At 69.9% G+C, this 24,054-nt stretch carries 27 protein-coding genes, 3 pseudogenes and 1 riboswitch; of the genes and pseudogenes, 17 read left to right on the plus strand and 13 right to left on the minus strand.

What is annotated here, in order from left to right; genetic code table 11:
• Window positions 1–9 precede the first annotated feature (9 nt).
• From bioD to bioB, 3 genes are read right to left on the minus strand one after another with little or no spacing between them, the layout of a single operon-like run.
• A complete protein-coding gene (gene bioD, locus ABZ396_RS28020) occupies window positions 10–726 on the minus strand; it encodes a dethiobiotin synthase (protein WP_358922083.1) in 717 nt (238 codons plus the stop codon).
• Between the two features lie 2 nt (window positions 727–728).
• Entirely contained in the window at window positions 729–2,009 is a 1,281-nt protein-coding gene (locus ABZ396_RS28025) for an adenosylmethionine--8-amino-7-oxononanoate transaminase (RefSeq protein WP_358922081.1), read from the minus strand.
• Complete coding sequence (gene bioB, locus ABZ396_RS28030; RefSeq protein ID WP_358922079.1) at window positions 2,002–3,156, minus strand: biotin synthase BioB; 1,155 nt, start codon at window positions 3,154–3,156, stop codon at window positions 2,002–2,004. The genes ABZ396_RS28025 and bioB overlap by 8 nt, the downstream gene beginning before the upstream one ends.
• A 147-nt stretch (window positions 3,157–3,303) precedes the next feature.
• On the opposite strand from bioB, the gene ABZ396_RS28035 reads away from it, so the two are divergent.
• Window positions 3,304–4,431 carry an 8-amino-7-oxononanoate synthase gene (locus tag ABZ396_RS28035; RefSeq protein WP_358922077.1) on the plus strand — a complete coding sequence of 376 codons (1,128 nt, stop codon included), beginning with the start codon at window positions 3,304–3,306 and terminating at the stop codon, window positions 4,429–4,431.
• A 59-nt stretch (window positions 4,432–4,490) separates the two neighbouring features.
• Here the strand turns inward: ABZ396_RS28035 and ABZ396_RS28040 are convergent, their stop codons facing one another.
• Both ABZ396_RS28040 and ABZ396_RS28045 read right to left on the minus strand, forming a co-directional pair.
• Window positions 4,491–4,718, minus strand: a complete 228-nt coding sequence (locus ABZ396_RS28040) for a DUF397 domain-containing protein (protein WP_358922075.1) — start codon at window positions 4,716–4,718, stop codon at window positions 4,491–4,493.
• Window positions 4,719–4,727: 9 nt separating this feature from the next.
• A complete protein-coding gene (locus ABZ396_RS28045; protein ID WP_358922073.1) occupies window positions 4,728–5,588 on the minus strand; it encodes a helix-turn-helix transcriptional regulator in 861 nt (286 codons plus the stop codon).
• A gap of 213 nt (window positions 5,589–5,801) precedes the next feature.
• On the opposite strand from ABZ396_RS28045, the gene ABZ396_RS28050 reads away from it, so the two are divergent.
• Entirely contained in the window at window positions 5,802–6,260 is a 459-nt protein-coding gene (locus ABZ396_RS28050) for an ATP-binding protein (protein WP_358922071.1), read from the plus strand.
• A gap of 33 nt (window positions 6,261–6,293) precedes the next feature.
• Here the strand turns inward: ABZ396_RS28050 and ABZ396_RS28055 are convergent, their stop codons facing one another.
• From ABZ396_RS28055 to ABZ396_RS28065, 3 genes are all read right to left on the minus strand, one after another.
• Complete coding sequence (locus ABZ396_RS28055) at window positions 6,294–6,767, minus strand: C40 family peptidase (RefSeq protein ID WP_358922069.1); 474 nt, start codon at window positions 6,765–6,767, stop codon at window positions 6,294–6,296.
• A 3-nt stretch (window positions 6,768–6,770) separates the two neighbouring features.
• A riboswitch (cyclic di-AMP (ydaO/yuaA leader) is annotated at window positions 6,771–6,983 on the minus strand.
• Window positions 6,984–7,312: 329 nt separating this feature from the next.
• Window positions 7,313–7,621 (minus strand): hypothetical protein, encoded by a 309-nt coding sequence (locus tag ABZ396_RS28060; protein ID WP_046730013.1) that lies wholly within the window; start codon window positions 7,619–7,621, stop codon window positions 7,313–7,315.
• A 7-nt stretch (window positions 7,622–7,628) separates the two neighbouring features.
• Window positions 7,629–8,264, minus strand: a complete 636-nt coding sequence (locus ABZ396_RS28065) for an ATP-dependent Clp protease proteolytic subunit (RefSeq protein ID WP_358922067.1) — start codon at window positions 8,262–8,264, stop codon at window positions 7,629–7,631.
• A 146-nt stretch (window positions 8,265–8,410) separates the two neighbouring features.
• On the opposite strand from ABZ396_RS28065, the gene ABZ396_RS28070 reads away from it, so the two are divergent.
• Window positions 8,411–8,689: a type II toxin-antitoxin system Phd/YefM family antitoxin gene (locus ABZ396_RS28070; RefSeq protein ID WP_358922065.1), complete on the plus strand. Its 279-nt coding sequence runs from the start codon at window positions 8,411–8,413 to the stop codon at window positions 8,687–8,689.
• A gap of 305 nt (window positions 8,690–8,994) precedes the next feature.
• Here ABZ396_RS28070 and ABZ396_RS28075 read toward each other — a convergent pair whose 3' ends face one another.
• Complete coding sequence (locus tag ABZ396_RS28075) at window positions 8,995–9,114, minus strand: SDR family oxidoreductase (RefSeq protein WP_358922063.1); 120 nt, start codon at window positions 9,112–9,114, stop codon at window positions 8,995–8,997.
• On the minus strand, window positions 9,086–9,415 hold the full coding sequence (locus tag ABZ396_RS28080; RefSeq protein WP_358922061.1) for an SDR family oxidoreductase: 330 nt from the start codon (window positions 9,413–9,415) through the stop codon (window positions 9,086–9,088). Before ABZ396_RS28080 ends, ABZ396_RS28075 begins: the two co-directional genes overlap by 29 nt.
• On the opposite strand from ABZ396_RS28080, the gene ABZ396_RS28085 reads away from it, so the two are divergent.
• From ABZ396_RS28085 to ABZ396_RS28120, 8 genes are all read left to right on the plus strand, one after another.
• Window positions 9,396–9,524: a TetR/AcrR family transcriptional regulator C-terminal ligand-binding domain-containing protein gene (locus tag ABZ396_RS28085; protein ID WP_359186241.1), complete on the plus strand. Its 129-nt coding sequence runs from the start codon at window positions 9,396–9,398 to the stop codon at window positions 9,522–9,524. The two genes, ABZ396_RS28080 and ABZ396_RS28085, sit on opposite strands and share 20 nt — an antisense overlap.
• Window positions 9,525–9,714: 190 nt before the next feature.
• The gene (locus ABZ396_RS28090; RefSeq protein WP_358922057.1) at window positions 9,715–10,017 is read left to right on the plus strand and encodes an urease subunit gamma; all 303 of its coding nucleotides are present in this window, start codon (window positions 9,715–9,717) and stop codon (window positions 10,015–10,017) included.
• 10 nt (window positions 10,018–10,027) lie between these two features.
• Entirely contained in the window at window positions 10,028–10,339 is a 312-nt protein-coding gene (locus ABZ396_RS28095) for an urease subunit beta (RefSeq protein ID WP_358922055.1), read from the plus strand.
• Window positions 10,332–12,053, plus strand: a complete 1,722-nt coding sequence (locus ABZ396_RS28100; protein ID WP_358922053.1) for an urease subunit alpha — start codon at window positions 10,332–10,334, stop codon at window positions 12,051–12,053. The genes ABZ396_RS28095 and ABZ396_RS28100 overlap by 8 nt, the downstream gene beginning before the upstream one ends.
• Window positions 12,054–12,068: 15 nt before the next feature.
• Window positions 12,069–12,746, plus strand: coding sequence for an urease accessory UreF family protein (locus tag ABZ396_RS28105; protein ID WP_358922051.1), 678 nt, complete (start codon window positions 12,069–12,071; stop codon window positions 12,744–12,746).
• A 143-nt stretch (window positions 12,747–12,889) separates the two neighbouring features.
• Complete coding sequence (gene ureG / locus ABZ396_RS28110; protein WP_358922049.1) at window positions 12,890–13,570, plus strand: urease accessory protein UreG; 681 nt, start codon at window positions 12,890–12,892, stop codon at window positions 13,568–13,570.
• Window positions 13,567–14,328 (plus strand): urease accessory protein UreD, encoded by a 762-nt coding sequence (locus ABZ396_RS28115; protein ID WP_358922151.1) that lies wholly within the window; start codon window positions 13,567–13,569, stop codon window positions 14,326–14,328. The genes ureG and ABZ396_RS28115 overlap by 4 nt, the downstream gene beginning before the upstream one ends.
• A 130-nt stretch (window positions 14,329–14,458) precedes the next feature.
• On the plus strand, window positions 14,459–16,060 hold the full coding sequence (locus ABZ396_RS28120; RefSeq protein ID WP_358922047.1) for an alpha/beta hydrolase: 1,602 nt from the start codon (window positions 14,459–14,461) through the stop codon (window positions 16,058–16,060).
• Between the two features lie 59 nt (window positions 16,061–16,119).
• On the opposite strand, the gene ABZ396_RS28125 is transcribed toward ABZ396_RS28120, so the two are convergent.
• Window positions 16,120–16,845 (minus strand): lysophospholipid acyltransferase family protein, encoded by a 726-nt coding sequence (locus tag ABZ396_RS28125; protein ID WP_358922045.1) that lies wholly within the window; start codon window positions 16,843–16,845, stop codon window positions 16,120–16,122.
• A 271-nt stretch (window positions 16,846–17,116) separates the two neighbouring features.
• Between ABZ396_RS28125 and ABZ396_RS28130 the strand changes: the two genes are divergently transcribed.
• Together ABZ396_RS28130 and ABZ396_RS28135 are read left to right on the plus strand one after the other, a co-directional pair.
• The gene (locus ABZ396_RS28130; RefSeq protein WP_358922044.1) at window positions 17,117–17,857 is read left to right on the plus strand and encodes an SDR family oxidoreductase; all 741 of its coding nucleotides are present in this window, start codon (window positions 17,117–17,119) and stop codon (window positions 17,855–17,857) included.
• Window positions 17,858–17,870: 13 nt separating this feature from the next.
• Window positions 17,871–18,866, plus strand: a complete 996-nt coding sequence (locus ABZ396_RS28135) for a sigma-70 family RNA polymerase sigma factor (protein ID WP_358922042.1) — start codon at window positions 17,871–17,873, stop codon at window positions 18,864–18,866.
• 391 nt (window positions 18,867–19,257) lie between these two features.
• Here the strand turns inward: ABZ396_RS28135 and ABZ396_RS28140 are convergent, their stop codons facing one another.
• Both ABZ396_RS28140 and ABZ396_RS28145 read right to left on the minus strand, forming a co-directional pair.
• On the minus strand, window positions 19,258–20,118 hold the full coding sequence (locus ABZ396_RS28140; protein ID WP_358922041.1) for an SDR family NAD(P)-dependent oxidoreductase: 861 nt from the start codon (window positions 20,116–20,118) through the stop codon (window positions 19,258–19,260).
• A gap of 127 nt (window positions 20,119–20,245) precedes the next feature.
• Window positions 20,246–20,401: pseudogene (locus tag ABZ396_RS28145) on the minus strand (NADP oxidoreductase); the annotation flags it as partial.
• A 362-nt stretch (window positions 20,402–20,763) separates the two neighbouring features.
• Between ABZ396_RS28145 and ABZ396_RS28150 the strand changes: the two are divergent.
• The 4 genes and pseudogenes from ABZ396_RS28150 (at window position 20,764) to ABZ396_RS28165 (ending at window position 24,052) form a co-directional block, all read left to right on the plus strand.
• Entirely contained in the window at window positions 20,764–21,324 is a 561-nt protein-coding gene (locus tag ABZ396_RS28150) for a TetR/AcrR family transcriptional regulator (RefSeq protein WP_358922039.1), read from the plus strand.
• A gap of 443 nt (window positions 21,325–21,767) precedes the next feature.
• A pseudogene (locus ABZ396_RS28155) lies at window positions 21,768–21,887 on the plus strand (hypothetical protein); the annotation flags it as partial.
• Window positions 21,888–22,213: 326 nt separating this feature from the next.
• Window positions 22,214–22,327 (plus strand): annotated as a pseudogene (locus ABZ396_RS28160) (site-specific integrase); the annotation flags it as partial.
• A gap of 240 nt (window positions 22,328–22,567) precedes the next feature.
• Window positions 22,568–24,052, plus strand: coding sequence for a hypothetical protein (locus ABZ396_RS28165; protein WP_358922037.1), 1,485 nt, complete (start codon window positions 22,568–22,570; stop codon window positions 24,050–24,052).
• Window positions 24,053–24,054: the final 2 nt, after the last annotated feature.

Below are 24,054 nucleotides of genomic sequence, written 5' to 3' on the forward strand. Positions count from 1 at the left end.
ACAGCACACCTAGCGCGCCTCGCGCACTCGGAACGCCTCCGCGTCCCAGCCGCCGTCCAGTCGTGCGGACAGCCAACCCGGCGCCGCCGCACGGAAGTCGGCGGGCGCGAGCGCTCCGGCCCCGGCGGGCAGCGCACCGAGCAACGGGGCCCCGGCCACCTCGGGCAGATCGGCCACATTGCACCGTGAGGCCAGATCGGGAGAGCCGGGCCAGCTGCCGATCACCACACCCAGCAACTCGAGTTCACGGGCCCTCAGTTCACGGGCCGTCAGCTCAGTGGTGTTGAGGGTGCCGAGTCCGGCCGACGCCACCACCAGCACCGGAGCGTCCAAAAGCCGGGCCGCGTCCGCGAGCGTGCCGCCGGCCGCGTCGAACCGCACGAGCAGCCCGCCCGCGCCCTCGACCAGCACCAGATCGTGCTCGGTGGCCAGCTTGGCGGCGGCCTCCGCCACCTCGTGCGGACGTACGGGGGCCATCCCCGCCCGGCGGGCCGCCGTACCCGGCGCCAACGGCTCCGGGAAACGGGCGAGTTCGGCCGCCGTCACCGGGCCCGCGAGCCGCGCGACCTCGTCGGCGTCCCCGCGCTCGTCAGGTCGTACCCCGGTCTGCGCGGCCTTCAGCACCGCCACCGAGCGGCCCGCCGCGAGCGCCGCGGCGGCGACCGCGGCCGTGGTGACCGTCTTGCCGACCTCCGTGCCCGTCCCCGTGATCATCAGGATCGGCATGCTCATCCCTTCCGCGCGGCGGCGCACACCGCGCGCGCGATCCGTGCCACGTCCGCGTCACCGGTGACGTACGGGGGCATCGTGTAGACCAGATCGCGGAACGGCCGCAGCCACACACCCACACGCACCGCGGCCGCCGTGGCGGCCTTCATGTCCACCTCGTGGTCGAGTTGTACGACCCCGATGGCACCGAGGACGCGGACGTCCCGTACGCCGGGGATGTCCCGTGCCGGCGCCAGACCGTCCCACAACCCCGCCTCGATCCGCTTGACTTCCGCCTGCCAGTCCTGGCCCAGCAGCAGCCCGATCGAGGCGCACGCCACGGAGGCCGCCAGCGGATTGCCCATGAACGTCGGGCCGTGGGCCAGCACCGGCACCTCGCCCCGCGAGATGCCCTCGGCCACGCGTGGCGTGCACAGCGCCGCCGCCATCGTCAGGTAACCGCCGGTCAGCGCCTTGCCCACGCACATCACGTCCGGGGTGACGGCCGCGTGGTCCGCCGCGAACAGCGCGCCGGTGCGGCCGAAGCCGGTCGCGATCTCGTCGAACACCAGCAGCACGTCGTGCGCGTCGCAGGCATCGCGCAGCACCCGCAGATAGGCGGGGGAGTGGAACCGCATCCCGCCCGCGCCCTGCACCACCGGCTCCACGATCACCGCGGCCAGTTCGTGCGCGTGGTGCTCGATCAGCGACCGCAGACGGTCGGCGTACGACTCGTCGTACGCCGTCGGCGGCGCGTCCGCGAAGACCTGGCGGGGCAGCGCCCCGGACCAGAGCTCGTGCATCCCGCCCTCGGGGTCGCACACCGACATCGGCTGCCAGGTGTCGCCGTGGTAGCCGCCGCGCCAGGTCAGCAGGCGCTGTTTCGCGGGGCGGCCGAGGGAACGCCAGTACTGCAGGCACATCTTGACCGCGACCTCGACCGACACCGAGCCGGAGTCGGCGAGGAAGACATGTTCGAGACCGTCGGGCGACATGTCGACAAGGAGCTTCGCCAGGCGTACGGCGGGCTCGTGGGTGAGGCCGCCGAACATCACATGGCTCATCCGGCCGAGCTGGTCGCGCGCGGCCTCGTTGAGCACCGGGTGGTTGTAGCCGTGGATCGCCGACCACCAGGACGACATCCCGTCGACCAGCTCGCCCGAACCGTCCGCGAGCCGCAGCCGGACCCCGCTCGCCGACTCCACGACGAGCGGTTCGGCCCGCCCCGGCATCGGTCCGTACGGATGCCACACGTGCCGCCGGTCCAGCTCCAGCAGATCGGGGACGCTCAGGTCAGGCATTGGGCGCGAGATCCGTTCCGGCACCCCGCCGGCGGACGGCGACCAGGTCGGTGCGCGGCTCGTTGGCAGGAACGCTGCCGCAGACGCCCTCATGGGAACCGCAGCCCGTCTCGGCGTGCGACTCGCAGCCGCCCCCGCCCGTCGCCCGGTGCTCCGGCAGGGTCACCTCGTCGGCGCCCTCCACCACGAACCCGGCGTCCGCGATCATCTCCAGGTCGGCCTGGCCGGCCTGGCCCTCGGTGGTGAGGTAGTCGCCGAGGAAGATCGAGTTGGCCAGGTGCAGCGCGAGGGGCTGCATGGTCCGCAGATGAACCTCGCGGCCGCCCGCGATACGGACCTCCACGTCCGGACAGACGAACCGCACCATCGCCAGGATGCGCAGACAACGCTGCGGGGTGAGGTTCCACTCCTTGGCCAGCGGGGTGCCCTCGACCGGGATCAGGAAGTTGACCGGCACCGAGTCCGGGTCCAGCTCACGCAGCGAGAACACCACGTCGACCAGGTCCTCGTCGGTCTCTCCCATACCGGCGATCAGACCGGAGCAGGCCGACAGACCTGCCGCGTGCGCCTTGTTGACGGTGTCCACCCGGTCGGCGTACGTGTGCGTGGTCGTGATGTCCCCGTACGTCCCCTCGGACGTGTTGAGGTTGTGGTTGTAGGCGTCGGCGCCCGCCTCGCGCAGCCGCTCGGCCTGGCCGTCGGAGAGCAGACCGAGGCAGGCGCACACCTCGACGCCCTCGTTCTGCTCCTTGATCGCCTTGATGGTACCGGCGACCCGGTCGACGTCCCGGTCGGTCGGGCCGCGTCCGCTCGCCACCAGGCAGACCCGCTTGGCGCCCCCGGCCAGACCGGCGGCGGCCGCCTGCGAGGCCTCGTCGGGTTTCAGCCAGGTGTACTTGAGGATCCCGGTCGAGGAGCCGAGGCGCTGCGAGCAGTAGGAGCAGTCCTCCGGACACAGGCCCGACTTGAGGTTGACCAGGTAGTTGAGTTTCACGCGCCGGCCGAACCAGTGCCGGCGCACCTTGCCGGCCGCGGCCACCACATCGAGCACGTCGTCGTCGGCGGTCGCCAGCACGGCGAGCGCTTCCTCGCGGGTCGGCAGCTCGCGCCGAAGCCCCTTGTCCACCAGCGTGTTCAGCAGGTCCATGAGAGCCGATCCTGTACTACGAGGCGGCTCCGGGCCAAGGAGAGTTCGCACAACCCTGGCGGTTCGACGTGTGGGTATTGCCACACCCTGGGTGGCTGGTGGCCCCGCTAGGGTCTGTCCACTGCCTACAAAATCACCGGAGGAGCCATGGCGTTCGGCTGGATCGACGAACAGGCGGAACTGCGCCGCCGCGCCGGACTGGTACGGACCCTGCGCCCCCGTCCCGCCGACTCGCCGTTGCTGGACCTGGCGAGCAACGACTACCTGGGCCTCGCCCACCACCCGGAGGTCGCCGAGGGCGCCGCCGGGGCGGCCCGGACCTGGGGCGGCGGCTCCACCGGCTCCCGGCTGGTGACCGGCACCACGGAACTCCACACCGAGCTGGAGCGCGAGCTGGCCGAATTCTGCGGGTTCGAGGCGGCCCTGGTCTTCTCCTCCGGCTATGCCGCCAACCTCGCCGCCGTCACCACCCTCGGCCCGCACGGCTCCCTGATCGTCTCCGACGCCCTCAACCACGCCTCCCTGATCGACGGCTGCCGGCTGGCCCGGGGCGCCACCCAGGTCGTCGGGCACGCCGACCCGGACGCCGTACGCAAGGCGCTCGGCACCCATGAGGGACCCGCGGTCGTCGTCTCCGACACGGTGTTCTCGGTCGACGGCGACGCGGCACCGCTGGCCGGACTGGCCGAGGCGTGCCGGGAGCGCGGCGCCGGACTGCTCGTGGACGACGCCCACGGGTTCGGGGTCCTCGGGGACGGCGGCCAGGGCGCGCCGTACGCGGCCGGGCTCGCCGGCGCCGACGACGTGGTCGTCACGGCGACCCTGTCCAAGTCGCTGGGCAGCCAGGGCGGGGCCGTGCTCGGCCCGGCCCGGGTGATCGGCCATCTGGTGAACGCGGCCCGGACCTTCATCTTCGACACCGGCCTGGCCCCCGCCGCGGCGGGGGCGGCGCTGACGGCCCTGCGGCTGCTGCGCCGTGAGCCCGAACGCGCGGTCCGGGCCCGTGAGGTCGCCGCAGACCTGTACACACGGCTGACCGCCGCGGGTCTGGAAGCGGTACGACCGGACGCCGCGGTGGTCTCCGTGCGGGCACCGTCCCCGGAGGGGGCCGTGCGGTGGGCGGCCGACTGCCGTACGGCAGGCCTGGCCGTGGGCTGTTTCCGTCCGCCGTCCGTGCCGGACGGCGTCTCACGGCTCAGGCTCACCGCCCGCGCGGACCTCTCCGGGGCCGAGATCGAACGCGCTGTACATGTGATCGGCGAGACGCGACCATGAGTCGGCGTGACACGGCCGTGCCTTGCTCGTATGCGGATACGGAGTCGGTTACGGGCTGATCAGCTGGTGAGCGCCGCCACGAAACCCGCCCAGCTCCCGGGGGAGAAGAGCAGCGCGGGTCCGGCCGGATCCTTGGAGTCGCGCACGGCGAGCAGTCCGGTCAGCGGACCGGAGTGCGGCCGTGCCGTCTCCACACAGTTGTTCGCTCCGGTGCTGTAGCTGCTGCGCAGCCACCGCAGTCCGTGCAGATCAGCACTTGAAGATACGTTCCGAGGCATTGCGGTCATGGTGCCTCCCTACGCGCCGTCACCTGTCCCGGCGATGTAATCCAACGAGTCCTCGGGCGAAAGGGCGTGGATCTGAAGGGTGTTGAAGGCCTCCGTGTAGGCCTGGAGGTCTTCTTTCCGTTCGAGGTAGAGGCTACTCGTCAACTGGTCGAGAACAACCACATCCAGATCGGAAGTGCTCGGAAATGAGAAGATTACGAAAGGCCCGGTGATGCCGATATGTGCCCCGGCCGAGAACGGCAGCACCTGGAGCCGTACCTGGGGCAACCGGGCCGCCTCCACCAGCCGCTCCAGCTGCCGGGCCATCACCCCCGGGCCGCCGACCTCCCGGCGCAGCACCGCCTCGTCAAGGACCGCGCTCAGCGCCAGCGGCGGCTCGTTGCGCAGCACGTCCTGCCTGGCCAGACGTACCTCCACCAGGGTGTCCAGCGCCTCGTCGTCGAGCCCGTCCGCAGCCGCCCGGGTCACGGCACGGGCGTACTCGGGGGTCTGCAGCAGCCCCGGTACGACCGAGGTCTCCAGCGTGCGCATCGCACTGGCCTGCGACTCCAGACTGATGAAATCCCGGTAGGTGGGCGGCAGCACCCCGCGATAGGCGTGCCACCAGTGGTGCCGCCCGGCGGTGTCCTCCGACCCCGCCAACACCAGGAGCAACTCCCGCAGTTGCCCCTCGACCACGCCGTAGGCGTCGAGGAGTAACCGCACATCGGCCGGTTTCACACCGCTGGCGCCGGTCTCGATCCGGCTCACCTTCGACTGATGCCAGCCCACCAGACGGGCGGCCTCACCGCTCGTGAGGCCGGCGCCGGTGCGCAGTGTGCGCAGTTCGGCGCCCAGTTTCCGGCGGCGTACCGCGGGACCGTTCTGCATGGGCTACTCCTTACTCCTTCCGGGCCGCCCAAATAGGGTCTGAGGTAGCAGAGTTCACCGCTTCGAGCGACAGATATATGCATATCTTGGTGGATCGCTCCCCGTGGCCGGCCCGGTAATGGCAGTCTGACGAAGAAGCACCAGTCCGGGACCGTACTCGAACCATCCGCACCGTGTCGGGCTCCGGTCCCGTGGGAAAGGGACGACGTCGCCATGGCAGACCACCTGGAAGCATCCCTCACTCTGCCGAGCGATCCAGCCTCGGTCTCCACTGCTCGCACCTATGTGCTGGGCACCCTCGCGGAGTGGGGGCTGCCACGGGAGACGGAAACCGCGGACACCATCCGCCTCATCGTCTCCGAACTCGCCACCAACGCCGTGCAGCACACCTTCGGGCAGTCACCCACCTTCACCGTGGACCTCGTCCTCGACCGTGACGAACATCTGCGCATCGGCGTCACGGACAGTCACCCGCGCTTCCCCAAGAGACTCCCCGCCGCGGTCCAGCAGGACAACGGGCGCGGCATGGTCATCATCCGCTGGCTCACCGCGGAGTGCGGAGGCAAGCTCCGGGTGCGCCCCACCCGGGAGGGCGGCAAGACGGTCTTCATCGAACTGCCCTGGGCAGTCCCGGCCGGTACGGTCACCGCGGCCGGCCAGCAGGAACCGTAGCCCTGAGTTCCCGCCGGCCGGCTGCTGGGTGGGTCAGCTGACCCGGCCGTACCAGACGCTCCTTGTCCAGATCTTCTGGAGCTTCACCACGTCCCCGGTCTTCGGGGCGTGCCAGATCCTTCCCTTCCCGGCGTAGATGCCGACGTGGTACACGCTGGAACCCGAGTGGAAGAAGACCAGGTCCCCGGCCTTGCGGCTGCCGGCCGAGATGTGACGGGTCCTGTTGTACTGCTGGGCCGCCGTACGCGGGAGCTTCTTGCCCGCCTTCTTGAACGAGTACAGCGTGAGCCCGGAACAGTCGAACCGGTTCGGTCCGGTGGCGCCCCACCTGTAGGGCGAGCCCTGTTTCGAGGCAGCGATCTTAAGCGCCTTCGTCGCTATCGTGGCGGCCGAGGCGTCGGAGGCGACACCCGGAATCACGATGGAGCCGCCCACGGCGGCGATGGTGAGCGCCGAGGCCGTGCCGGCCCGCGCCATGAGCGACGGAACACGATTGAGCGCAGTCATGCGCAACCCTTCGTCAGCCGCCTGTGAAGGATGACCTGTCGGATTCGGGCTGGCGAAGTTGCCCGGCCGCGTTACCGCGGCTTCACCCCAAGGGCTGCTCGGCCGGTCAAGGTGCGACCGTGCCGACGACCCGTCGTGCTTGGGTCCTCCACTCCTGCCGATGCACTTCCGTCGACCGGTCGTCCGAGCGGCGGCAGGACTCGGCGTCCGCCCGGACCGCCCCGCCGTTGTGGCGGGGGCTTGTCGTCAGACACGGATCCTCACTCACGGATGTCTGAAAATCCCAACGAAATCGGGGGTTTGTGGAGTTACTCACCACCCACCCGTTCGGGGGCACGGTGTTGTGTTCGATTAGTCGTCAACTGCCCTGCGTAGCCCCGGACCTGCGCCTAAGCCGTCCGCGGGCACCTCCGCGCGCGCACCTTGAGCGACCTCGGCGGTCAGGTAAAACCACGCCACACTCCGCCGAACGGGGGTAACTCCTTTGGGTCGTTTCAACTCCGGTGGTGGGCCGGAGGACGCGTCGCACCGGACTCCCGTGGGCGTCACCGTACGCAGTCGGGCGGGAGTGCGACGCGAGCGGTGCGGCGCTCACCGTCAAGCACCCGCAACGCCCGTGCCAGCGTGTCCCCGTGGAGCTCCGTCTCACCCCGTCGATGCATCAGGGCCAGCGCGTCGCGCAGTTCGGACGCCGCGCGCACCAGCGCCTGCGCGGCGCGCAGCCCACGATAGGTGTCCTCGTTCTGCGCCGGATTGATACGGCCCAGCAGATCCACCACGTCCAGATAACGGTCGATCAACTCGCCCTCGGCCCGGGTCAGCGCGGGCAGCGGCGGAAGTTCCGGTGGCAGCATCGGCCGCTCACCCCGCGTCCGGCAGACCGAGGGAGGTCCTGCGGCTGGGCACGATCCGGTCCACCAGCCCGTACGCCAGAGCCGCCTGCGCGTCCAGGACCAGGTCCCGCTCCAGGTCCTGGTGGACCTGCTCCGGCGTGCGCCCGGTGTGCCGGACGAGCATCCCTTCGAGCAGTGTGCGGATCCGGTCCAACTCCTCTGCCTGGATGACCAGATCACTCGGCTGGCCTTGCACCGGTTCCGGCAGCGACGGTTGCTGGAGCACGATGCGTGCCCCCGGCAGCATGGACCGCTTGCCCGGTGTGCCCGCCGCGAGCAGCACCGCGGCCGACGCCCCGGCCTGCCCCAGGCAGATCGTCTCCACGTCACAGCCGACGTACTGGACCGTGTCGTAGATCGCGGCCATCGCGCTGAACGAGCCGCCCGGAGAGTTGATGTACAGCGAGATGTCCCGCTCCGGCGCCGCGTGCTCCAGGTACATGAACTGGGCCATCACATCGTTGGCGGACGTCTCGTCGACGGGCGTGCCGAGGAAGACGATCCGCTCCTCCAGCAGCTTCGAGTACGGATCCAGGGTGCGCTGCCCGGCGCTGGTGCGTTCGGTGAACTCGGGCAGGACGTAGCGGGCGGACGGTCGGGTCATGACGTACCTCTCCTCGCGGCTGAATCTCAGCGGCCGGACTCTCGGTAAAAATGTACAGGACGTACAGATCTTTGGAAGGGTGTCGCGGGGTGTTCCGCTGTCGCGGGACAAGATGTGTTGTCCGGGGTGCCCCGTAAGCTGGGTTCATGGCCTACGAGATTCCGGTGACGCAAGCCAGGGCTGAACTCGCCGAACTGATCAACCGGGTGGTGTACGGCGGTGAGCGTGTCGTCGTGACGCGGCACGGCAAGCCTCTGGTCGCCCTCGTCTCCGCTGCCGACCTCGAACGCCTCGAAGAGCTCCCGGAAGTCGCCGAGGACCAGGTGGTCAGCTCGGTCTCCACGGTCCGCGAGACCGCCGCCGTACGCCCGGAGCGCGGCCGCTTCGGCATCGCGGCCGAACACCGGAGCGCCCCGGGCTCCTAGGGCCTGTCGTTTGGATCACTCCGCAGACGCGGGGGCCGGCACGCGCACTGCCGCGTTGTCGTCGGTCGCCGACGTCCCCCAGCCTTCGGCCGGGGGTGCCCCCACCGCGTCGCCCGCCGCGGTAGCGGCTGATTGTCCACGCCTCCTCCGCCTTGCAGCCACACGCACCGGCCCCCGCTCCCCGGCATCGAACTGCACCGCTACTGACCTGCGGCCTGATCCAAACGACAGGCCCTAGCCGCCGTCATGACATCGGCCCTCCCCCGGAGCGTCCGGGGGACGGCCGATGGGTGTGTCGAGGACCGTCAGGCGACCGTGAAGCCACCGTCGACCGGCAGGACCGACCCGGTCACGTAGGTGGCCTCCATGAGGTAGCGAACGGCACCGGCGACGTCCTCAGGGGGACCGACCCTTTTGGCAGGCACCGTGTCGGCTGCCGCCGCGAACTGCGCCTGCCGCCGCGAAGTGCGCCTGCCGCTGCTCCTGGGGCAGGAAGTCCCACCACGGCGTGTCGACGGCGCCCGGTGACACGGCGTTCACCCGTACGGGCGCGAGCTCGGCGGCGAGGGGTGACACGATCCGTTCAAGGGCGCCGTTGACCGCCGCGAAGGTCACCGTCCCGGCCGGCGCCGACCGTGCCGTGGACGCGGAGACCAGTGTGATCGAGCCGGTCACCTGCGCGGCGCGCGGCGAGATCGCCGCCGATGTGGACCCCGAACTCCTCATCGACGTCGTCTACGGCGTGCTCTGGTACCGCCTGCTGCTCGACCACGCGCCCTTGGACGAGGCGGCGGGCCGGCAACTGGCGTCGCTGGTGGTTCGCGCCGTGCGCTGAGACTCACCCCATGCACCGGCCATGAGGTGATCAAGGTCCGGTTAACGTCGCCGAAACTCCGGCAAACTAGCCTGCCGATCCACGCCACCAGGGGGTTTTCTATCCGGATTGGATTCGTGAGCCCAATCTGTCGCGGTGGCTGCGGCAACCGGACCCCGCACGGTCCGGAGCGAGGACTGTGAGGTGGGACGTGCAACTGACCCCGCACGAGCAAGAGAGGCTGCTGATCCATGTGGCGGCCGACGTGGCCGAGAAGCGCCGGGCCCGCGGGCTCAGGCTGAACCACCCCGAGGCGATCGCCCTCATCACGTCGCACATCCTGGAGGGCGCACGTGACGGCCGTACCGTCGCCGAGCTCATGGCCTCCGGACGCAAGCTGCTCACCAGGGACGACGTCATGGACGGCATCCCCGAGATGATCCATGACGTCCAGGTCGAGGCGACCTTCCCGGACGGCACCAAGCTCGTCACCGTCCACGACCCGATCGTCTGAGGGGATGCCGATGATTCCCGGAGAGATTCTCTTCGCCGACGAGCCCATCGTGTACAACGAGGGCCGCGACATCACCCGGATGACCGTCCTCAACGCCGCCGACCGGCCCGTCCAGGTCGGTTCCCACTACCACTTCGCCGAGGCCAACCCCGGACTGGAGTTCGACCGGAGCGCCGCGCGCGGAAAGCGGCTGAACGTCGCCGCAGGCACCGCCGTCCGCTTCGAGCCCGGCATCCCCGTCGACGTCGAACTCGTCCCCCTCGCCGGGGCCCGTGTCGTACCCGGGCTGCGCGGCGAGACCGGAGGTGCCCTCGATGCCTGAGATCTCCCGCGCCGCCTACGCCGACCTGTTCGGACCAACGACCGGTGACCGGATCCGGCTTGCCGACACCGACCTGATCGTCGAGATCGAGGAGGACCGTTCCGGCGGGCCCGGGCTCGCCGGTGACGAGGCCGTCTTCGGCGGCGGCAAGGTCCTCCGCGAGTCCATGGGCCAGTCGCGTGCCACGCGTGCGGAAGGCACCCCCGACACGATCATCACGGGCGCCGTGGTCGTCGACCACTGGGGCATCGTCAAGGCCGACGTCGGCATCCGCGACGGCCGGATCACCGGCATCGGCAAGGCGGGCAACCCCGACACCATGGACGGAGTCCACCCGGACCTGGTGATCGGCCCGGAGACCGAGGTCATCGCCGGCAACGGGCGGATCCTGACCGCCGGCGCCATCGACGCCCACGTCCACTTCATCTGCCCGCAGATCGCCGACGAGGCGCTGGCAGCCGGGATCACGACACTGGTGGGCGGCGGCACCGGACCGGCCGAGGGCTCCAAGGCCACCACCGTGACACCGGGCCCCTGGCACCTCGCCCGGATGCTGGAGGCGATGGAGCAGTACCCGCTCAACATCGGCTTCCTCGGCAAGGGCAACACCGTCTCGCACGAGGCGATGCTCTCGCAGATCCGGGGCGGGGCACTGGGGCTGAAGCTGCACGAGGACTGGGGAACCACCCCGGCGGTCATCGACGCGGCCCTCACCGTCGCCGACCGCACCGGCATCCAAGTAGCCATCCACACGGACACGTTGAATGAGGCCGGGTTCGTCGGTGACACGCTCGCCGCGATCGGCGGGCGGGGGATACACGCGTATCACACCGAGGGCGCGGGTGGCGGGCACGCGCCGGACATCATGACGGTCGTCTCCGAGCCGCACGTACTGCCGAGTTCGACCAACCCGACGCGGCCGTACACGGTGAACACCGCCGAGGAACACCTCGACATGCTGATGGTGTGCCACCACCTCAATCCGGCGGTGCCGGAGGACCTGGCCTTCGCCGAGTCCCGGATCCGGCCGTCGACCATCGGGGCGGAAGACATCCTGCACGATCTGGGTGCGATTTCTATCATCTCTTCCGATTCGCAGGCCATGGGGCGCGTCGGCGAGGTGATTCTGCGGACCTGGCAGACCGCGCACGTGATGAAGCGGCGGCGGGGCGCGCTGCCGGGCGACGGACGGGCCGACAACCGCCGGGTACGGCGCTATGTCGCCAAATACACGATCAACCCGGCGCTCGCCCAGGGGCTAGCCCGTGAGATCGGGTCCGTCGAGAGCGGCAAACTCGCCGACCTCGTGCTGTGGGAGCCCGCGTTCTTCGGGGTCAAGCCGCAGCTCGTCATCAAGGGCGGGCAGATCGCCTATGCGCAGATGGGCGACGCCAACGCGTCGATCCCGACGCCCCAGCCGATTCTGCCGCGTCCCATGTACGGGGCGATCGGGCGGGCGCCGGCCGCCAACTCCTTCAACTTCGTGGCCCCGCTCGCCATCGAGGACGGGCTGCCGGAGCGGTTGCAGCTCGGGAAGCGGTTCATCGCCATCGAGTCGACCCGTGGGGTGACCAAGGCGGACATGCGCGAGAACGACGCGCGTCCGAGGGTGCGGGTCGACCCCGACAGCTTCGCCGTGCACATCGACGGGGAGCTGGTCGAGGCGACACCGGTCGCCGAACTGCCCATGGCCCAGCGCTACTTCCTCTTCTGAGAGCAGAGGTCTGTGATGTCTCGGGCAGCGTTGTTGGTACTGGCCGACGGCCGCTTTCCCGCCGGAGGACATGCGCACTCCGGCGGGGCGGAGGCGGGCGTCAAGGCCGGGCGGATCACCGGGGCGGCGAGCCTGCAGGAGTTCTGCCGGGGGCGGTTGCACACGGCGGGGCTGGTGGCGGGCGCGCTCGCCGCGGCAGCGGTACTCGGTGTGGAGGTGAGGGAGTTGGACGCGGCGGCGGATGCGCGGACGCCGTCGCCCGCACTTCGGGGCGCGGCCCGCAGGCTCGGGCGACAGCTGCTGCGTGCCGCGCGGACCACCTGGCCGAGCGCTGAACTCGACGCCCTGGCACGGGAGTTCCCCAAGGGGGCTCATCAGCCCGTGGCGTTGGGGACGGTCGCCCGGGCCGCGGGGCTCTCGGCTGAGGACGCGGCCTACTGCGCGGCGTACGAGTGCGTGAGCGGGCCGGCCGCGGCGGTGGTGCGGTTGCTCAGTCTGGACCCGTTCGAGGCGACGGGGGTGCTGGCTCGGCTGGCGCCCGAGGTGGACCGGGTGGTGGACCGGGCGGTGGAGGCGGCGCGGAGGGTGGCCGAGGGGGGCGGGGTGGACGAGCTGCCCGCCGGTTCCGCGCCGTTGCTGGAGATCGGGGCGGAGTGGCATGCGGGGTGGGCGGTGCGGTTGTTCGCGTCGTAGGGCCCGCGGCGGAGCCGCTGTTGGATACAGCGCCTGTCTCCGCCCCTGCCCGTCCCGTCCCAGGGGGCTGCGCCCGCTTCGGCCTGAACGGCCTTGTCCTCGAACGCCGGACGGGCTTGAGAGTGTCTATGAAGGAGCCGTACATGCATCTCGACCACGATCACCACCACGGTCCCGTCGCCGTGAGCGCCGACGCCCACCGTCCCGACGGATCCCGGCGCGCCCTGCGGATCGGGCTCGGCGGGCCGGTCGGGTCCGGCAAGACCGCCACCGTCGCCGCCCTCTGCCGGGCCCTGCGTGACGAGCTGTCCCTCGCCGTCGTCACCAATGACATCTACACGCGCGAGGACGCCGAGTTTCTGTTGCGGGAGGCCGTGCTGCCGCCCGAGCGGATCACCGCCGTCGAGACGGGGGCCTGCCCGCACACCGCGATCCGGGACGACATCTCGGCCAACCTCGAAGCTGTGGAGGACCTGGAGGACGAGGTCGGGCCACTGGATCTCATCCTCGTCGAGTCGGGTGGGGACAATCTCACGGCCACCTTCTCGAAGGGGCTCGTGGACGCGCAGATCTTCGTGATCGATGTGGCCGGGGGTGATGACATTCCGCGGAAGGGCGGCCCCGGTGTCACCACCGCCGACCTGCTCGTCGTCAACAAGACCGACCTCGCTCCCTACGTGGGGTCGGACCTGGCGCGGATGGCCGCCGACGCGAAGGCACAGCGGGCCGAGCTGCCCGTTGTCTTCCAGTCGTTGCGCAGCGAGGCCGGAGTCGGGGAGGTCGCCCGGTGGGTGCGGGAGCGGCGCGCTGCGTGGACGGCATGACCGTCACCGGGGTGTGTGCGAACGCGCGGATCGTCGCCAGGGGCGATGGACGGGGTGGTACCTCGCTTCCCGTTCTGGAGGGGGAGGGGCCGCTCGCACTGCGCCGTACCCGGGGGAGCGGTGCCGAGGCCCGGGTGATGGTCGTCGGGGCGATGAGCGGGCCGCTCGGCGGGGACCGGTTCGGGATCGAGACCCGGGTGGAGGACGGGGCCCGGCTCTGGGTCGGATCGGCCGCGGCGACCATCGCGCTGCCGGGCCAGCTGAAGGGCGAGGCTCGGTACGACGTTCGGCTCGATGTCGCCGACGGTGGTGAACTGCGGTGGCTGCCAGAGCAGTTGATCTCGGCGAAGGGGAGCGATCTGTCTGTCTCCACCCGCCTGGACGTCGGGGCGGGCGGCCGGCTGGTGTGGCGCGAGGAACAGGTGCTCGGACGGGTGGGGGAGGAGCCCGGTCGGCTCAGCAGCCGGGTCACCGTGCGGGTCGCAGGTCGGACCGTGCTCGACCAGGAGCTGGCCTGCGGGCCCGGGGCGCCCGGTGGCTGGGACGGGCCCGCCGTGCTGGCGGGACACCGCGCGGTGGGACAACTCGTCGTCGTACGAGCCGAGTTCGCGGCGGAGCCGATGGCGGCGCGGATGCTGGGGGAGTGTGCCGCGCTCACTCCGCTCACCGGGCCCGCCGTACTCGTGAGTGCGGTGGCGGTCGATGCGCTGCGGCTTCGGCGGGTGCTGGACGAGGCGTTGGACCACCTCGGTGGCTGATCCGCTCAGCGGGACGTGATCGTCCGGTTATCGGATTGGTAAAGACCGCTGTCACACCCTGTTCTCAGGAGGCTCACAGCCGGAAGGATCCCCCCTGACTATTCGTAACCAAGTACGGGGAGGGGCCCACTTGAGGGACAACTTCAGATCGAGGAGCCGGATTCTGGCGCTCGGCACGGCCGGAGCGCTCATCACCGCGAGCCTGATCACCGGTGCGCTCGCGGTGCCCGCTTCCAGCGCCGAGGCCCGGCACGGGCAGGACCGTGAGCAGTGGGGCGCGGCCGTCGCCGCCGCGCACGCCGCCAAGGCCGGCATCGACTGGGCGGACTGCCCGGCCGACTGGGGCCTGACCAAGCCGGTCCAGTGCGGCTGGGTCAGCGTGCCGCTCGACTACGCGAAGCCCTACGGCAAGCAGATCAAGCTCGCCGTCGACCGAATAGGCAACACGGGGACGAAGGCGGAGCGCCAGGGCGCGCTCGTCTACAACCCCGGCGGCCCGGGCGGCTCGGGGATGCGCTTCCCGCTCCGGGTCACCAACAAGAGCCCCCTGTGGGTCAACGCTTCGAAGGCGTACGACTTCGTGGGCTTCGACCCGCGCGGCGTCGGCCACTCGGTACCCATCTCCTGCGTCGACCCGCAGGAGTTCGTGAAGGCGCCCAAGGCCGACCCGGTGCCGGACACCGAGGCCGACAAGACCGCCCAGCGCAAGCTCGCGAGGGAGTACGCGGACGGCTGTGCCGAGCGCACCGGGCGGGCGATGCTCCAGCAGATGACCACCGCCAACACCGCCCGCGATCTGGATGTCATCCGGGCCGCACTCGGTGAGAAGAAGCTCAACTACCTCGGTGTCTCCTACGGCACCTACCTCGGCGCCGTGTACGGGACCCTGTTCCCGGGGCATGTGCGCCGGATGATCGTCGACAGTGTCGTCAACCCGTCGCGGGAGACGATCTGGTACCAGGCCAACCTGGACCAGGACGTCGCCTTCGAGGGCCGCTGGAAGGACTGGGAGGACTGGGTCGCCGCGCACGACGCCGCCTTCCACCTGGGGACGACGCGTGACGCCGTGCAGGCCAAGTGGCTCCAGCTGCGCGCCACCGCCAAGAAGAGCCCGATCGGCGGGGTCGTGGGACCGGCCGAGCTGATCTCCTTCTTCCAGAGCGCGCCGTACTACGACTCCTCCTGGGTCCCGGTCGCGACGGTGTTCAGCAAGTACGTCGCGGGTGACACCCAGGCCCTGGTCGACGCGGCAGCCCCGGACCTCTCCGACACCGCGGGCAACATCTCCTCGGAGAACGGCAACGCCGTCTACACCGCCGTCGAGTGCACCGACGCCAAGTGGCCCACCAGTTGGCGGAAGTGGGACCGCGACAACACCGAGCTCAACAAGCAGTACCCCTTCATGACCTGGGCCAACGCATGGATGAACCTGCCGTGCGCCACCTGGCCGGTCAAGCAGCGGACCCCCGTGAACGTCACGACCCACAAGGGGCTGCCGTCGGTGCTGATCGTGCAGTCCACCCGTGACGCCGCCACCCCGTACCCGGGCGCCGTCGAACTGCACAAGCGCTTCAAGGGCTCCCGCCTCATCACCGAGCAGGGCGCCGGTTCGCACGGTGTGACCGGCCTGGTCAACCCGTGCGTCAACGACCGAGTCGACGCCTACCTGCTGACCGGCAGGCTGGACGGCGCGGACGTCACCTGCACCCCGCACGCGACACCGCAGCCGTAACCCCTCCGGTACGGCGCCGAGGGGCGGCGGGAACACACTCCCGCCGCCCCTCACCCACGTCAACTCAACGGCGCGCGCGGGAACTTGCGTTCCTTCCCGCCCTTCGTCGCCGCCTGCCCGACCTTGACGACGGCCGCGTACTCGTCGACATACTCCTGCTCGGAGAGGGCCAGAACGGCGTACATGATCTCGTCGGTGATCGCGCGCAGAACGGCCTTCTCGTTCTCCATCCCGGCGTAGCGGGAGAACTCGAGGGGCTTGCCGAAGCGGATCACGACGGGGCGGATGTTCGGGATGACCTTGCCGGGCGGCTGCGCCTCGAAGGTGCCGATCATCGCGCAGGGGATCACCGGGACACCGGCCCGCAGTGCCATCACGGCCACGCCGACCTTGCCCTTGTAGAGCCGGCCGTCGTGCGAGCGCGTGCCTTCCGGATAGATGCCGAGCAACTCGCCCTTGCGCAGCACTCCGAGCCCCTCCCGGATCGCGGCCTGGCCGGCCTCCTTGCCGGAACGGTCCACCGGGATCTGCCCGGCGCCGCGGAAGAAGAACGCGGTCAGCCGGCCCCGCACTCCTGGACCCGTGAAGTACTCGGCCTTGGCGAGGAAGGTGATCCGCCGCTTGAGGACGGCCGGCATCAGGAAGTGGTCGGAGAAGGAGAGATGGTTGCCGGCGACGATGGCCGGACCCGACGCGGGCACATGTTCCAGGCCCTCGATCCGGGGCCGGAACGCCAGCCGTAGCAGCGGCCCCAGTAGTACGTACTTGAGCAGGTAGTAGAACACGGCTCGCCCCTCACTTTTCCGGCTCCCCTGGGAGCCGGCGTTTCTCAGCCAGTATCGGTTTCCCGGGCGGTTCGGTCACGTGCGCCTGTGGTCATCTGTCGCCATGGTCGGTCGGCTCCATGCTGACCTTTTGCTGACTTGCCTGACGGTCGGTCAATCCACTTGTGAGTGTGACCCACATCACTATTCCTGATTGGGTCACGGCGACGGGTTTTCCTCCTGCGGCTGGTCTTGATGCGGACCGAACCCGACCACCCCTGGGGAGTCTCCGATGTCCGATCCCTTCCAGGCCGCTGTTGTCACAGGTGCCAGCCGTGGCTTCGGGCGCGCGATTGCAGCCGCGCTCGTGGCCGCGGGCACCAGCGTTGTCGGCATCGCCCGCGACGAGCAGGAGCTGCGCGCCGTAAGCGACGAACTCGGCGCGGGCTTCACGCCCGTCGCCGCCGATGCCACCGATGAAGCGCTCGCGCAGGACGTGATTCGAGCACACCGTCCCAGCCTGCTCATCCTCAACGCCGGGGCCGCTCCGCACATGGCGCCCGTGCAAGAACAGACGTGGGAAACCTTCAGCCGCAACTGGCAGGTCGACACCCGGCACGCCTTCACCTGGCTGCGGGCAGCGCTGCGGGAGCCCCTGGCGCCGGGCAGCGTGGTCCTCGCGATGTCCAGCGGAGCCGTCCTGGGCGGCTCTCCGCTCAGCGGCGGATACGCCGGCGCCAAGGCCGCCATCCAATACCTGCGCGGGTACGCGGCTGACGAGTCGGAGCGGGCCGGCCTTGGCATCCGGTTCCACGCGCTGCTTCCGACACTGACTCCGGCCGGCGGCGTAGGCTCGGTCGGGGTGGCGGGCTACGCCGCCCGCCAGGGCGTCGACCGGGACTCCTTCGTCAAGGGCCTGCAGCCGATCCTTACCGCGGACCAGGTCGCCAAGGCCGTCATGGAAATCGCCGGGGATCCCGGCGCCGGCCCGGAGTACCAGGTCAGCGGCGCGGGACTGCGTCCGGTCGGCTGAGCCGCCGCCCACAGTGGACCGCACCGCCCCCCTGGGAGAAGCTGCGATGCCGCAGGACGTCGAGTTCGCCGCCCTGGCCGAGCCGTTCCGGCCGGAGCTGCTCGCGCACTGCTACCGGATGCTCGGCTCCATCCATGACGCCGAGGACCTGGTACAGGAGACCTACCTGCGCGCGTGGCGCGCGTTCGACCGGTTCGAGGGCCGCTCCTCGGTGCGGCGATGGCTCTACAAGATCGCCACCAGGGCCTGCCTGACGGCGCTGGAAACACGCTCCCGGCGGCCGCTTCCGTCAGGACTGGGTGCGCCTTCGGAAGATCACCGAGTGGCCATGGCTGCCCGAGAGCCGTCGGTGGCGTGGCTCCAGCCGGCGCCCGACGCGCTGGTCGGCGCCGACGACCCGGCGGCGATCGCGGTCAGGAGGGTAGGAGTGCGGCTCGCCTTCATCGCCGCACTCCAGTTCCTGTCCGCCCGGCAGCGGGCCGTGCTGACACTGCGCGACGTGCTGGCGTTCCGGACCACCGAGGTGGCCGAGATGCTGGACACGACGACCGCAGCCGTCGACAGTGCGCTGCGCCGCGCCCGGGCCCGCCTGGCCGAGGCCGGACCATTCGAGGACGACCCGGCCGAGCCGGACGAGGAGACCCTGCGAACCCTCCTCGACGACTACGTCGACGCATTCACCCGCGCCGACCTCGACGCGCTGATCAACCTGCTGCGGGCCGACGTCGAGATGGAGATGCCGCCGATCCCGACCTGGTTCACCGGCCGACGGGCCGTCGCCGGATTCCTGGCCGGTCGAGTACTCCGCAGGGGCCTGTGGTGGATGGTGCCCACCCGCGCCAACGGCCAGACCGCCCTCGTCGTCTACAAACGCATCGGCAATGGCCGGTACGAGGCGTACGGTGTCCAGGTCCTGACCCTGACCGGCGCCCGCATCGCCCGGATCACGGCATTCAACGACCCGAGTCTGGTCCCGACGTTCGGCCTCACGCCCGCGCTCATCACCTGAACCAGCCGGCTACCGCCATCCGGCCAGAAGCTCCGAGCAGCGGCGCTCCCTTCGCTCGAACCTCGATGGCACGAGCTCAAAAATCCATGTCACAGGACGCAAGTCACCGCAGGTATGGGGGTGTTATCTGCGGGACCAATTCGGATCGGTCCGGGCGTCGGCACCCCGTCAGCCGCCCACCAGGGCCGACGTCGGCTTGGCGCACGATCTGACATGGATGTTCCTCAACCCCCATCTCCTGCTCGTTACGGCGGTTCGAGGCGATCTCCCCGCCCTGCCATAGGCGATCACGGAGTTGGCGCCCTGGAGGACTCATGACGGGTTTTCACACTGAGATGAGGCGGTCATGGCTCAGCGACGCTCGGCCACGTCCCGCGTGCCGGCTCCCGCCTCACCGGAGGCTGAGATGGGGTTCGGGCGGTCCGCCGAGTTGGTGGCGCAGGCTGCGCGGGGAGCTGCCGTCGATGTCGGTGACGCCGAGGTAGGCGCCGAGTTCTGCGCCAATGAGTGCCCGGCCGGAGAGAGCCATGAGGTCGGCGCTGTCATAGAGCGCTGCGATGACTCGGCCGGTGAACTGCGGGGATTCCCGCTTGGCTGTCGGGCGGGACTGCTGCGGCAGGGAGGCGAGGTAGGCGCGGGTGCGTTCGGTGTCCAGTCCGCCCATCCAGATGGAGGCCGCGGCCACGTTGTGGGGGCGCAGTTCCTTGGCCATGTCGGCGGCCATCTTGTCCGCGCCGGCCTTCTGGGCGCCGTAGGCGGCGCCGTGGTGGTAGGAGACGGCGCCGTAGTGGCCGGTGTTCACGATCAGGCCCCGGCCGTTGGCTATCAGGAGCGGGGCGGCGTAGTAGCCGGCGACGTAGTGCGAGCGCAGTCCGACGGTCAGCAGGTCGGCCGCCTCCAGAGGCTTCTCCCAGAAGCCTCCGGGCGCAGGGGTTCCGACCACCTTGGCCGCGTTGTTGACCAGGATGTCCAGGCGCCCATGGGCTGATTGGACGGTGGCGAACAGGTCCTTGACCGCGGCGTCGTCGCCGTGGTCGACGGCCATCGCGATGCCGGTGCCGCCGGCCTCGTCGACCAGTGCGGTGGTCTCCCCGATCGTGCCCCCGTAGGGCGAGTCGGCGGAGTTCTGGCTGCGGCCGGTGACGTAGACGGTGGCGCCGTGCCCGCCCAGCGCCTGGGCGATGCCCCGGCCGGCGCCCCGGCTCGCACCGGTGACCACCGCCACCAGGGGGCGTGTTCGGTTTGCATGCATGCGGATTCCTTCTTCCGTGCCCGGCCAGGTTTATGGCGGGGCGCCGTGGGTGTGCGGGCGTGGTCTCACCCGGGCAGCGGCTCCGGGAGAGACCGGGTCGGTTCAGCCTTGTGGTGTGCGCAGGCGCTCACGCCAGGCTGGTGTTTTCGGGTTCGGCGGCGGCGAGCGCCCGACGTGCGCCATCCGCACTGAGGTCGGCGGTGTAGACGGGGGTGCCGGGCTGCTGGCGCCAGGAGGCGTCCAGCGGACCGGCGTCCACGCCGTCGGAGCCGAGCTCATCGACCCAGTAGCCGATGTGGTGCGGCCAGCCCGCTTCCGGGGTGGCCTGCGGTGTGCCGGGCATGGCCTGCCAGATCTCGACGGCGAACGGTCCGCCGAGCGAGAACGTGACGTGGCAGTCCACCTCGTTCGGCCGGCCCGGGGCGTCCTTGGTGGTCATCGACCGGGCGCCAGGTCAGGTCGAACAGTTCGCCCACCTCGGCCATGCCCCGCTCGAGGTCCGGCGCGGCCAAGCCGAGGTGCCAGATCTTGCTCACAACCCCGCCTCCAATCCGGACACCGTGTCCGATTACCTCTGCGACGATACGGACATGGTGTCCGTTTCGCAATCGGACGCGGTGTCCGGTTGTTGGGTAAGGTGGCTGCATGACCTCTCCAGCCACCGCGAAACCCCTGCGCGCGGACGCGCGGCGCAACTACGAGGCCCTGCTGGCGGCCGGCAAGGCCGTGTTCGCCCGCTCGGGCACGGACGCAAACCTGGAGGACGTGGCCAAGGAGGCCGGGGTCGGGCAGGGCACGCTCTACCGGCACTTCCCCAGCCGCGAGCACCTGTTCGTCGCGATCATGAAGGAGCAAGTGGACCAGCTGGAAGCCAAGGCCGTCGAACTCGTCGACGTCCCGGACCCCTGGGAGGCGCTGACGACGTGGCTGCGGCTCTACGACCGCAGCGCCTCGCGCTACCGTGGGATGAGCGCCCGGGTGGGCAACGGACTGGCCGAGGACGCCTCACCCATGGCGGCCGCCTGCGCACCGATGAAGACCGCCTTCGTGCAACTCTTCGCCCGTACCCAGGCCGAGGGGGTCGTGCGCGGAGATGTCACCGCGATCGAGGTCCTCACGCTGGTCGCGGCCCTCCCCGAGCACGCATCAGACGGCGATCACTCGGGGAACTACCTCGACATCGTGCTGCGCGGCATCCGGAAGTAGGTCGTCGTCCGCCGAACCACATTCCGCCAAGTGCGCTGACCGCGCCGCTGATCACGTCCAGTAGCCGACAGGGCGCGCACTCAACGAGCACGCGCAGTGCACCCCAGTGCAGTTCCAGGAAGGGGCGGGCGGTTTGGCGCTGTGCGCGTCGCGACACCATGCTGAGCTCCGTCTAGTCCGAGTCAGCACGGTCGCGAATGATCCGTGACTTCCATGGCGTACCCGAGAGCCTTCTCAGGCAGACGGCAGCGGCGAGGTGCTCTTCGCCGACCAGGTCGGTATCCGCTCCGACTGGGCCACCGGCCCCACCTGGGGCGCCAGAGGGTGTGCCCTGTCGTGCGTCGCTCGGGCAACAGGTTTTCGGTGAACGCGATGTCCGCGATCAGCACGAAGGGCCGGATGCACTTCACGGTGTTCACCGAGACCTTCGACGCCGAGGTGATATGCCGCTTACTGGACCGGCTCACGGGCCACTTCGACCGCAAACTCACCTCGTCCCGGACGATCACTCCGCGCACCGCACCCGCACGGTCCGCGCCTGGCCGGCTGATCACTCCGACCGGATCGAGTCGCGCTTCCTGCCGTCGTACTCGCCGGAGTTGCACCCCAACGAGTTGGTCGGCGCCGACCCAAAAACGCAGCCTGCCCATGCACAGCCGGGCCCGCGACCAGGCCAACTCGCCTCCGAGATCCGCCGCTTCCACCGGCTCCGACGCCACCCCCGCATCGTCCGCGGCTACTTCGGTGGCCCTCACGTCCGCTGCATTCTTGAAATAGAACTGATTGAGTTTCCGATCAATAAGGCTTGTGAGCTGGTATATCGCCTGCGTATCAGCCTACGCAGCGACCCGCGGGAAATGCAGACCAAACCGTTTCCAGCCGCGCCGGCGGCCCCGTGTTCGTCACCCATCGCCGTTCCGACTCCGGCAAGGTGGTCAGCCCACGCGACGTCTGCCCGAATGCCGGGCTCGCCTGGCTTTCCTCCGGGCAGGCCCGCGCGCTCTCATGGCCGCACCGCGGTGCACGGGCCGGACACGGCTGCTCCACCTTCTCGGTGCCAGAGCCCACGGGCCCACTGCTCCTGCGCTGGCTGCATGTGCCTGAGGGCGGTAGGCTGATCAAACGCGTCTGCGGCTGAATAGCAGGGTTCCAACCGGATTATTTCGGGTCAGATTTCGACCAGGCGCGTCGATCCCCGAATGTGGCTTCAAATCCTTGACGTTCGACCAGTAACGGGACAGCTATGGGCTGGCTCACCTTCGGATACTTCGTATCGTATATTCCCTACGCCATGCTGGTGAAGGCGCTCGCCAGCGGGGTGACTCCGCTATCGTCCCAGCCGGTCAGCGGCTTTGAGATGCTGCCGGCCGCCGCCCTCGGGCAGATCTTCGTCATGGTGCTCTTCATGGGCCTGACGGGCCGGTGGCGGGACATGCGGCGGAGTGAGATCGGTGGGCGCAGAATTCCGGTGCCGGGGCGGGAGACACTTGCGTCCGGCTTCTTCACTTCGCTTATCATCGGCGCCACTACAATGAACTACACCTTTTCCGGCGTCTCGATCCTCTTCATGCTGTTGTTGATGAGGGGCGGAGTTCTGATTCTCTCCCCATTGATCGACATGGCCGGCAGGCGGCGGGTCATGAAATATTCCTGGGTGGGGCTGTGTCTCAGTCTTATTGCGGTTTCGGTGGCTCTCGGCGATGTGAACAGCTACCACCTCACGCTGGCCGCCGTGCTGAGCGTCCTCATTTACCTCGTCGGCTATCTCGGCCGGTTCGAAATCATGAGCCACGTCGCCAAGAACGGGGTTGTCGCAACGGACCGCCGATTCTTCGCGGAGGAGCATGCGGTGGCACCGGTCTGGCTGGCTCTGCTGCTGGGCGCAGGGGCGCTGGCGGGGCAACCACAGCTTGGCGCCGGCTTCACCACGTTCCTCGGCACCCCTGCCGCCTTGGGGGCAGTGGGGATCGGAGTGGTCTACGAGGTGCTGTTCATTTTCGCTTCGCTCATCTACCTCGACCGACGCGAATACACCTGGGGTGTACCGGCCTGGGCCTTCGCCAGCCTGATGTCCGGCCTGGTCGCCTCCTATGCGCTCACGTTGCTGGCCGGGCTCCAGGCTCCCGGGACCGGCCAGCTGATCGCGCTCGCGTTCGGCGTCGGCGCGGCTGCGGCCCTGTCCTGCCCGTCGGCCGCCCTCTGGTGGCGAACCCGGGGCACCGGTGCGGCACTCCGGGTGCTGTTCGTCTGCGGTGGGAACACCTCCCGCTCGCCCATGGCGGAGGTCATCGCGTGGGGCCAAGCTGCGGAGGCGGGCGTCGCACACCTCTTCCGGTTTTCCAGCGCGGGTGTCGCGACGCCGCTGCCTGCGGGAGCGATGGCTCCCGGCGCCCGGTCCGCCCTTGCCGAACTGGGACTGCCACGGGTGCCGGGCCGGGGAAATCCCCGCCGTCACCGCGCTCGGCCGGTCACCTCGGAACTGTGCCGGGCCAGCTTCGTCATCTACTGCATGACCCGAGCCCATCGCGACAGGGTGATCGCCATGGCGCCCGAAGCCGAGGGCCGTACCCTCTGTCTGGACCCGCACGGTGACATCCCCGATCCGGAGGGGCGGTCCCCAGAGGCGTACCTTGGCTGCGCGCAGCACATCCAGCGGTCCGTCCGCGTCCGCCTGTGCGAGCTCACCGAGTCCTGCGACCCTCGTCGGATCACATCCGGACGGGGGTGAGT

The organism is Streptomyces sp. NPDC005866, from assembly GCF_040629895.1.
Taxonomy (GTDB): Bacteria; Actinomycetota; Actinomycetes; order Streptomycetales; family Streptomycetaceae; genus Streptomyces.

Bases quoted from the DNA above. Each gene is read 5' to 3' on its own strand.
- ABZ396_RS28100 (WP_358922053.1), top strand. From the start codon at position 10,332: ATGCCTGAGATCTCCCGCGCCGCCTACGCCGACCTGTTCGGACCAACG.
- ABZ396_RS28130 (WP_358922044.1), top strand. From the start codon at position 17,117: ATGTCCGATCCCTTCCAGGCCGCTGTTGTCACAGGTGCCAGCCGTGGC.
- ABZ396_RS28140 (WP_358922041.1), bottom strand. From the start codon at position 20,118: ATGCATGCAAACCGAACACGCCCCCTGGTGGCGGTGGTCACCGGTGCG.
- ABZ396_RS28035 (WP_358922077.1), top strand. From the start codon at position 3,304: ATGGCGTTCGGCTGGATCGACGAACAGGCGGAACTGCGCCGCCGCGCC.
- ABZ396_RS28150 (WP_358922039.1), top strand. From the start codon at position 20,764: ATGACCTCTCCAGCCACCGCGAAACCCCTGCGCGCGGACGCGCGGCGC.
- ABZ396_RS28025 (WP_358922081.1), bottom strand. From the start codon at position 2,009: ATGCCTGACCTGAGCGTCCCCGATCTGCTGGAGCTGGACCGGCGGCAC.
- ABZ396_RS28060 (WP_046730013.1), bottom strand. From the start codon at position 7,621: ATGCTGCCACCGGAACTTCCGCCGCTGCCCGCGCTGACCCGGGCCGAG.
- ABZ396_RS28115 (WP_358922151.1), top strand. From the start codon at position 13,567: ATGACCGTCACCGGGGTGTGTGCGAACGCGCGGATCGTCGCCAGGGGC.
- ABZ396_RS28080 (WP_358922061.1), bottom strand. From the start codon at position 9,415: ATGAGGAGTTCGGGGTCCACATCGGCGGCGATCTCGCCGCGCGCCGCG.
- bioB (WP_358922079.1), bottom strand. From the start codon at position 3,156: ATGGACCTGCTGAACACGCTGGTGGACAAGGGGCTTCGGCGCGAGCTG.
- ABZ396_RS28050 (WP_358922071.1), top strand. From the start codon at position 5,802: ATGGCAGACCACCTGGAAGCATCCCTCACTCTGCCGAGCGATCCAGCC.
- ureG (WP_358922049.1), top strand. From the start codon at position 12,890: ATGCATCTCGACCACGATCACCACCACGGTCCCGTCGCCGTGAGCGCC.
- bioD (WP_358922083.1), bottom strand. From the start codon at position 726: ATGCCGATCCTGATGATCACGGGGACGGGCACGGAGGTCGGCAAGACG.
- ABZ396_RS28040 (WP_358922075.1), bottom strand. From the start codon at position 4,718: ATGACCGCAATGCCTCGGAACGTATCTTCAAGTGCTGATCTGCACGGA.
- ABZ396_RS28105 (WP_358922051.1), top strand. From the start codon at position 12,069: ATGTCTCGGGCAGCGTTGTTGGTACTGGCCGACGGCCGCTTTCCCGCC.
- ABZ396_RS28055 (WP_358922069.1), bottom strand. From the start codon at position 6,767: ATGACTGCGCTCAATCGTGTTCCGTCGCTCATGGCGCGGGCCGGCACG.
- ABZ396_RS28045 (WP_358922073.1), bottom strand. From the start codon at position 5,588: ATGCAGAACGGTCCCGCGGTACGCCGCCGGAAACTGGGCGCCGAACTG.
- ABZ396_RS28095 (WP_358922055.1), top strand. From the start codon at position 10,028: ATGATTCCCGGAGAGATTCTCTTCGCCGACGAGCCCATCGTGTACAAC.
- ABZ396_RS28065 (WP_358922067.1), bottom strand. From the start codon at position 8,264: ATGACCCGACCGTCCGCCCGCTACGTCCTGCCCGAGTTCACCGAACGC.
- ABZ396_RS28070 (WP_358922065.1), top strand. From the start codon at position 8,411: ATGGCCTACGAGATTCCGGTGACGCAAGCCAGGGCTGAACTCGCCGAA.
- ABZ396_RS28165 (WP_358922037.1), top strand. From the start codon at position 22,568: ATGGGCTGGCTCACCTTCGGATACTTCGTATCGTATATTCCCTACGCC.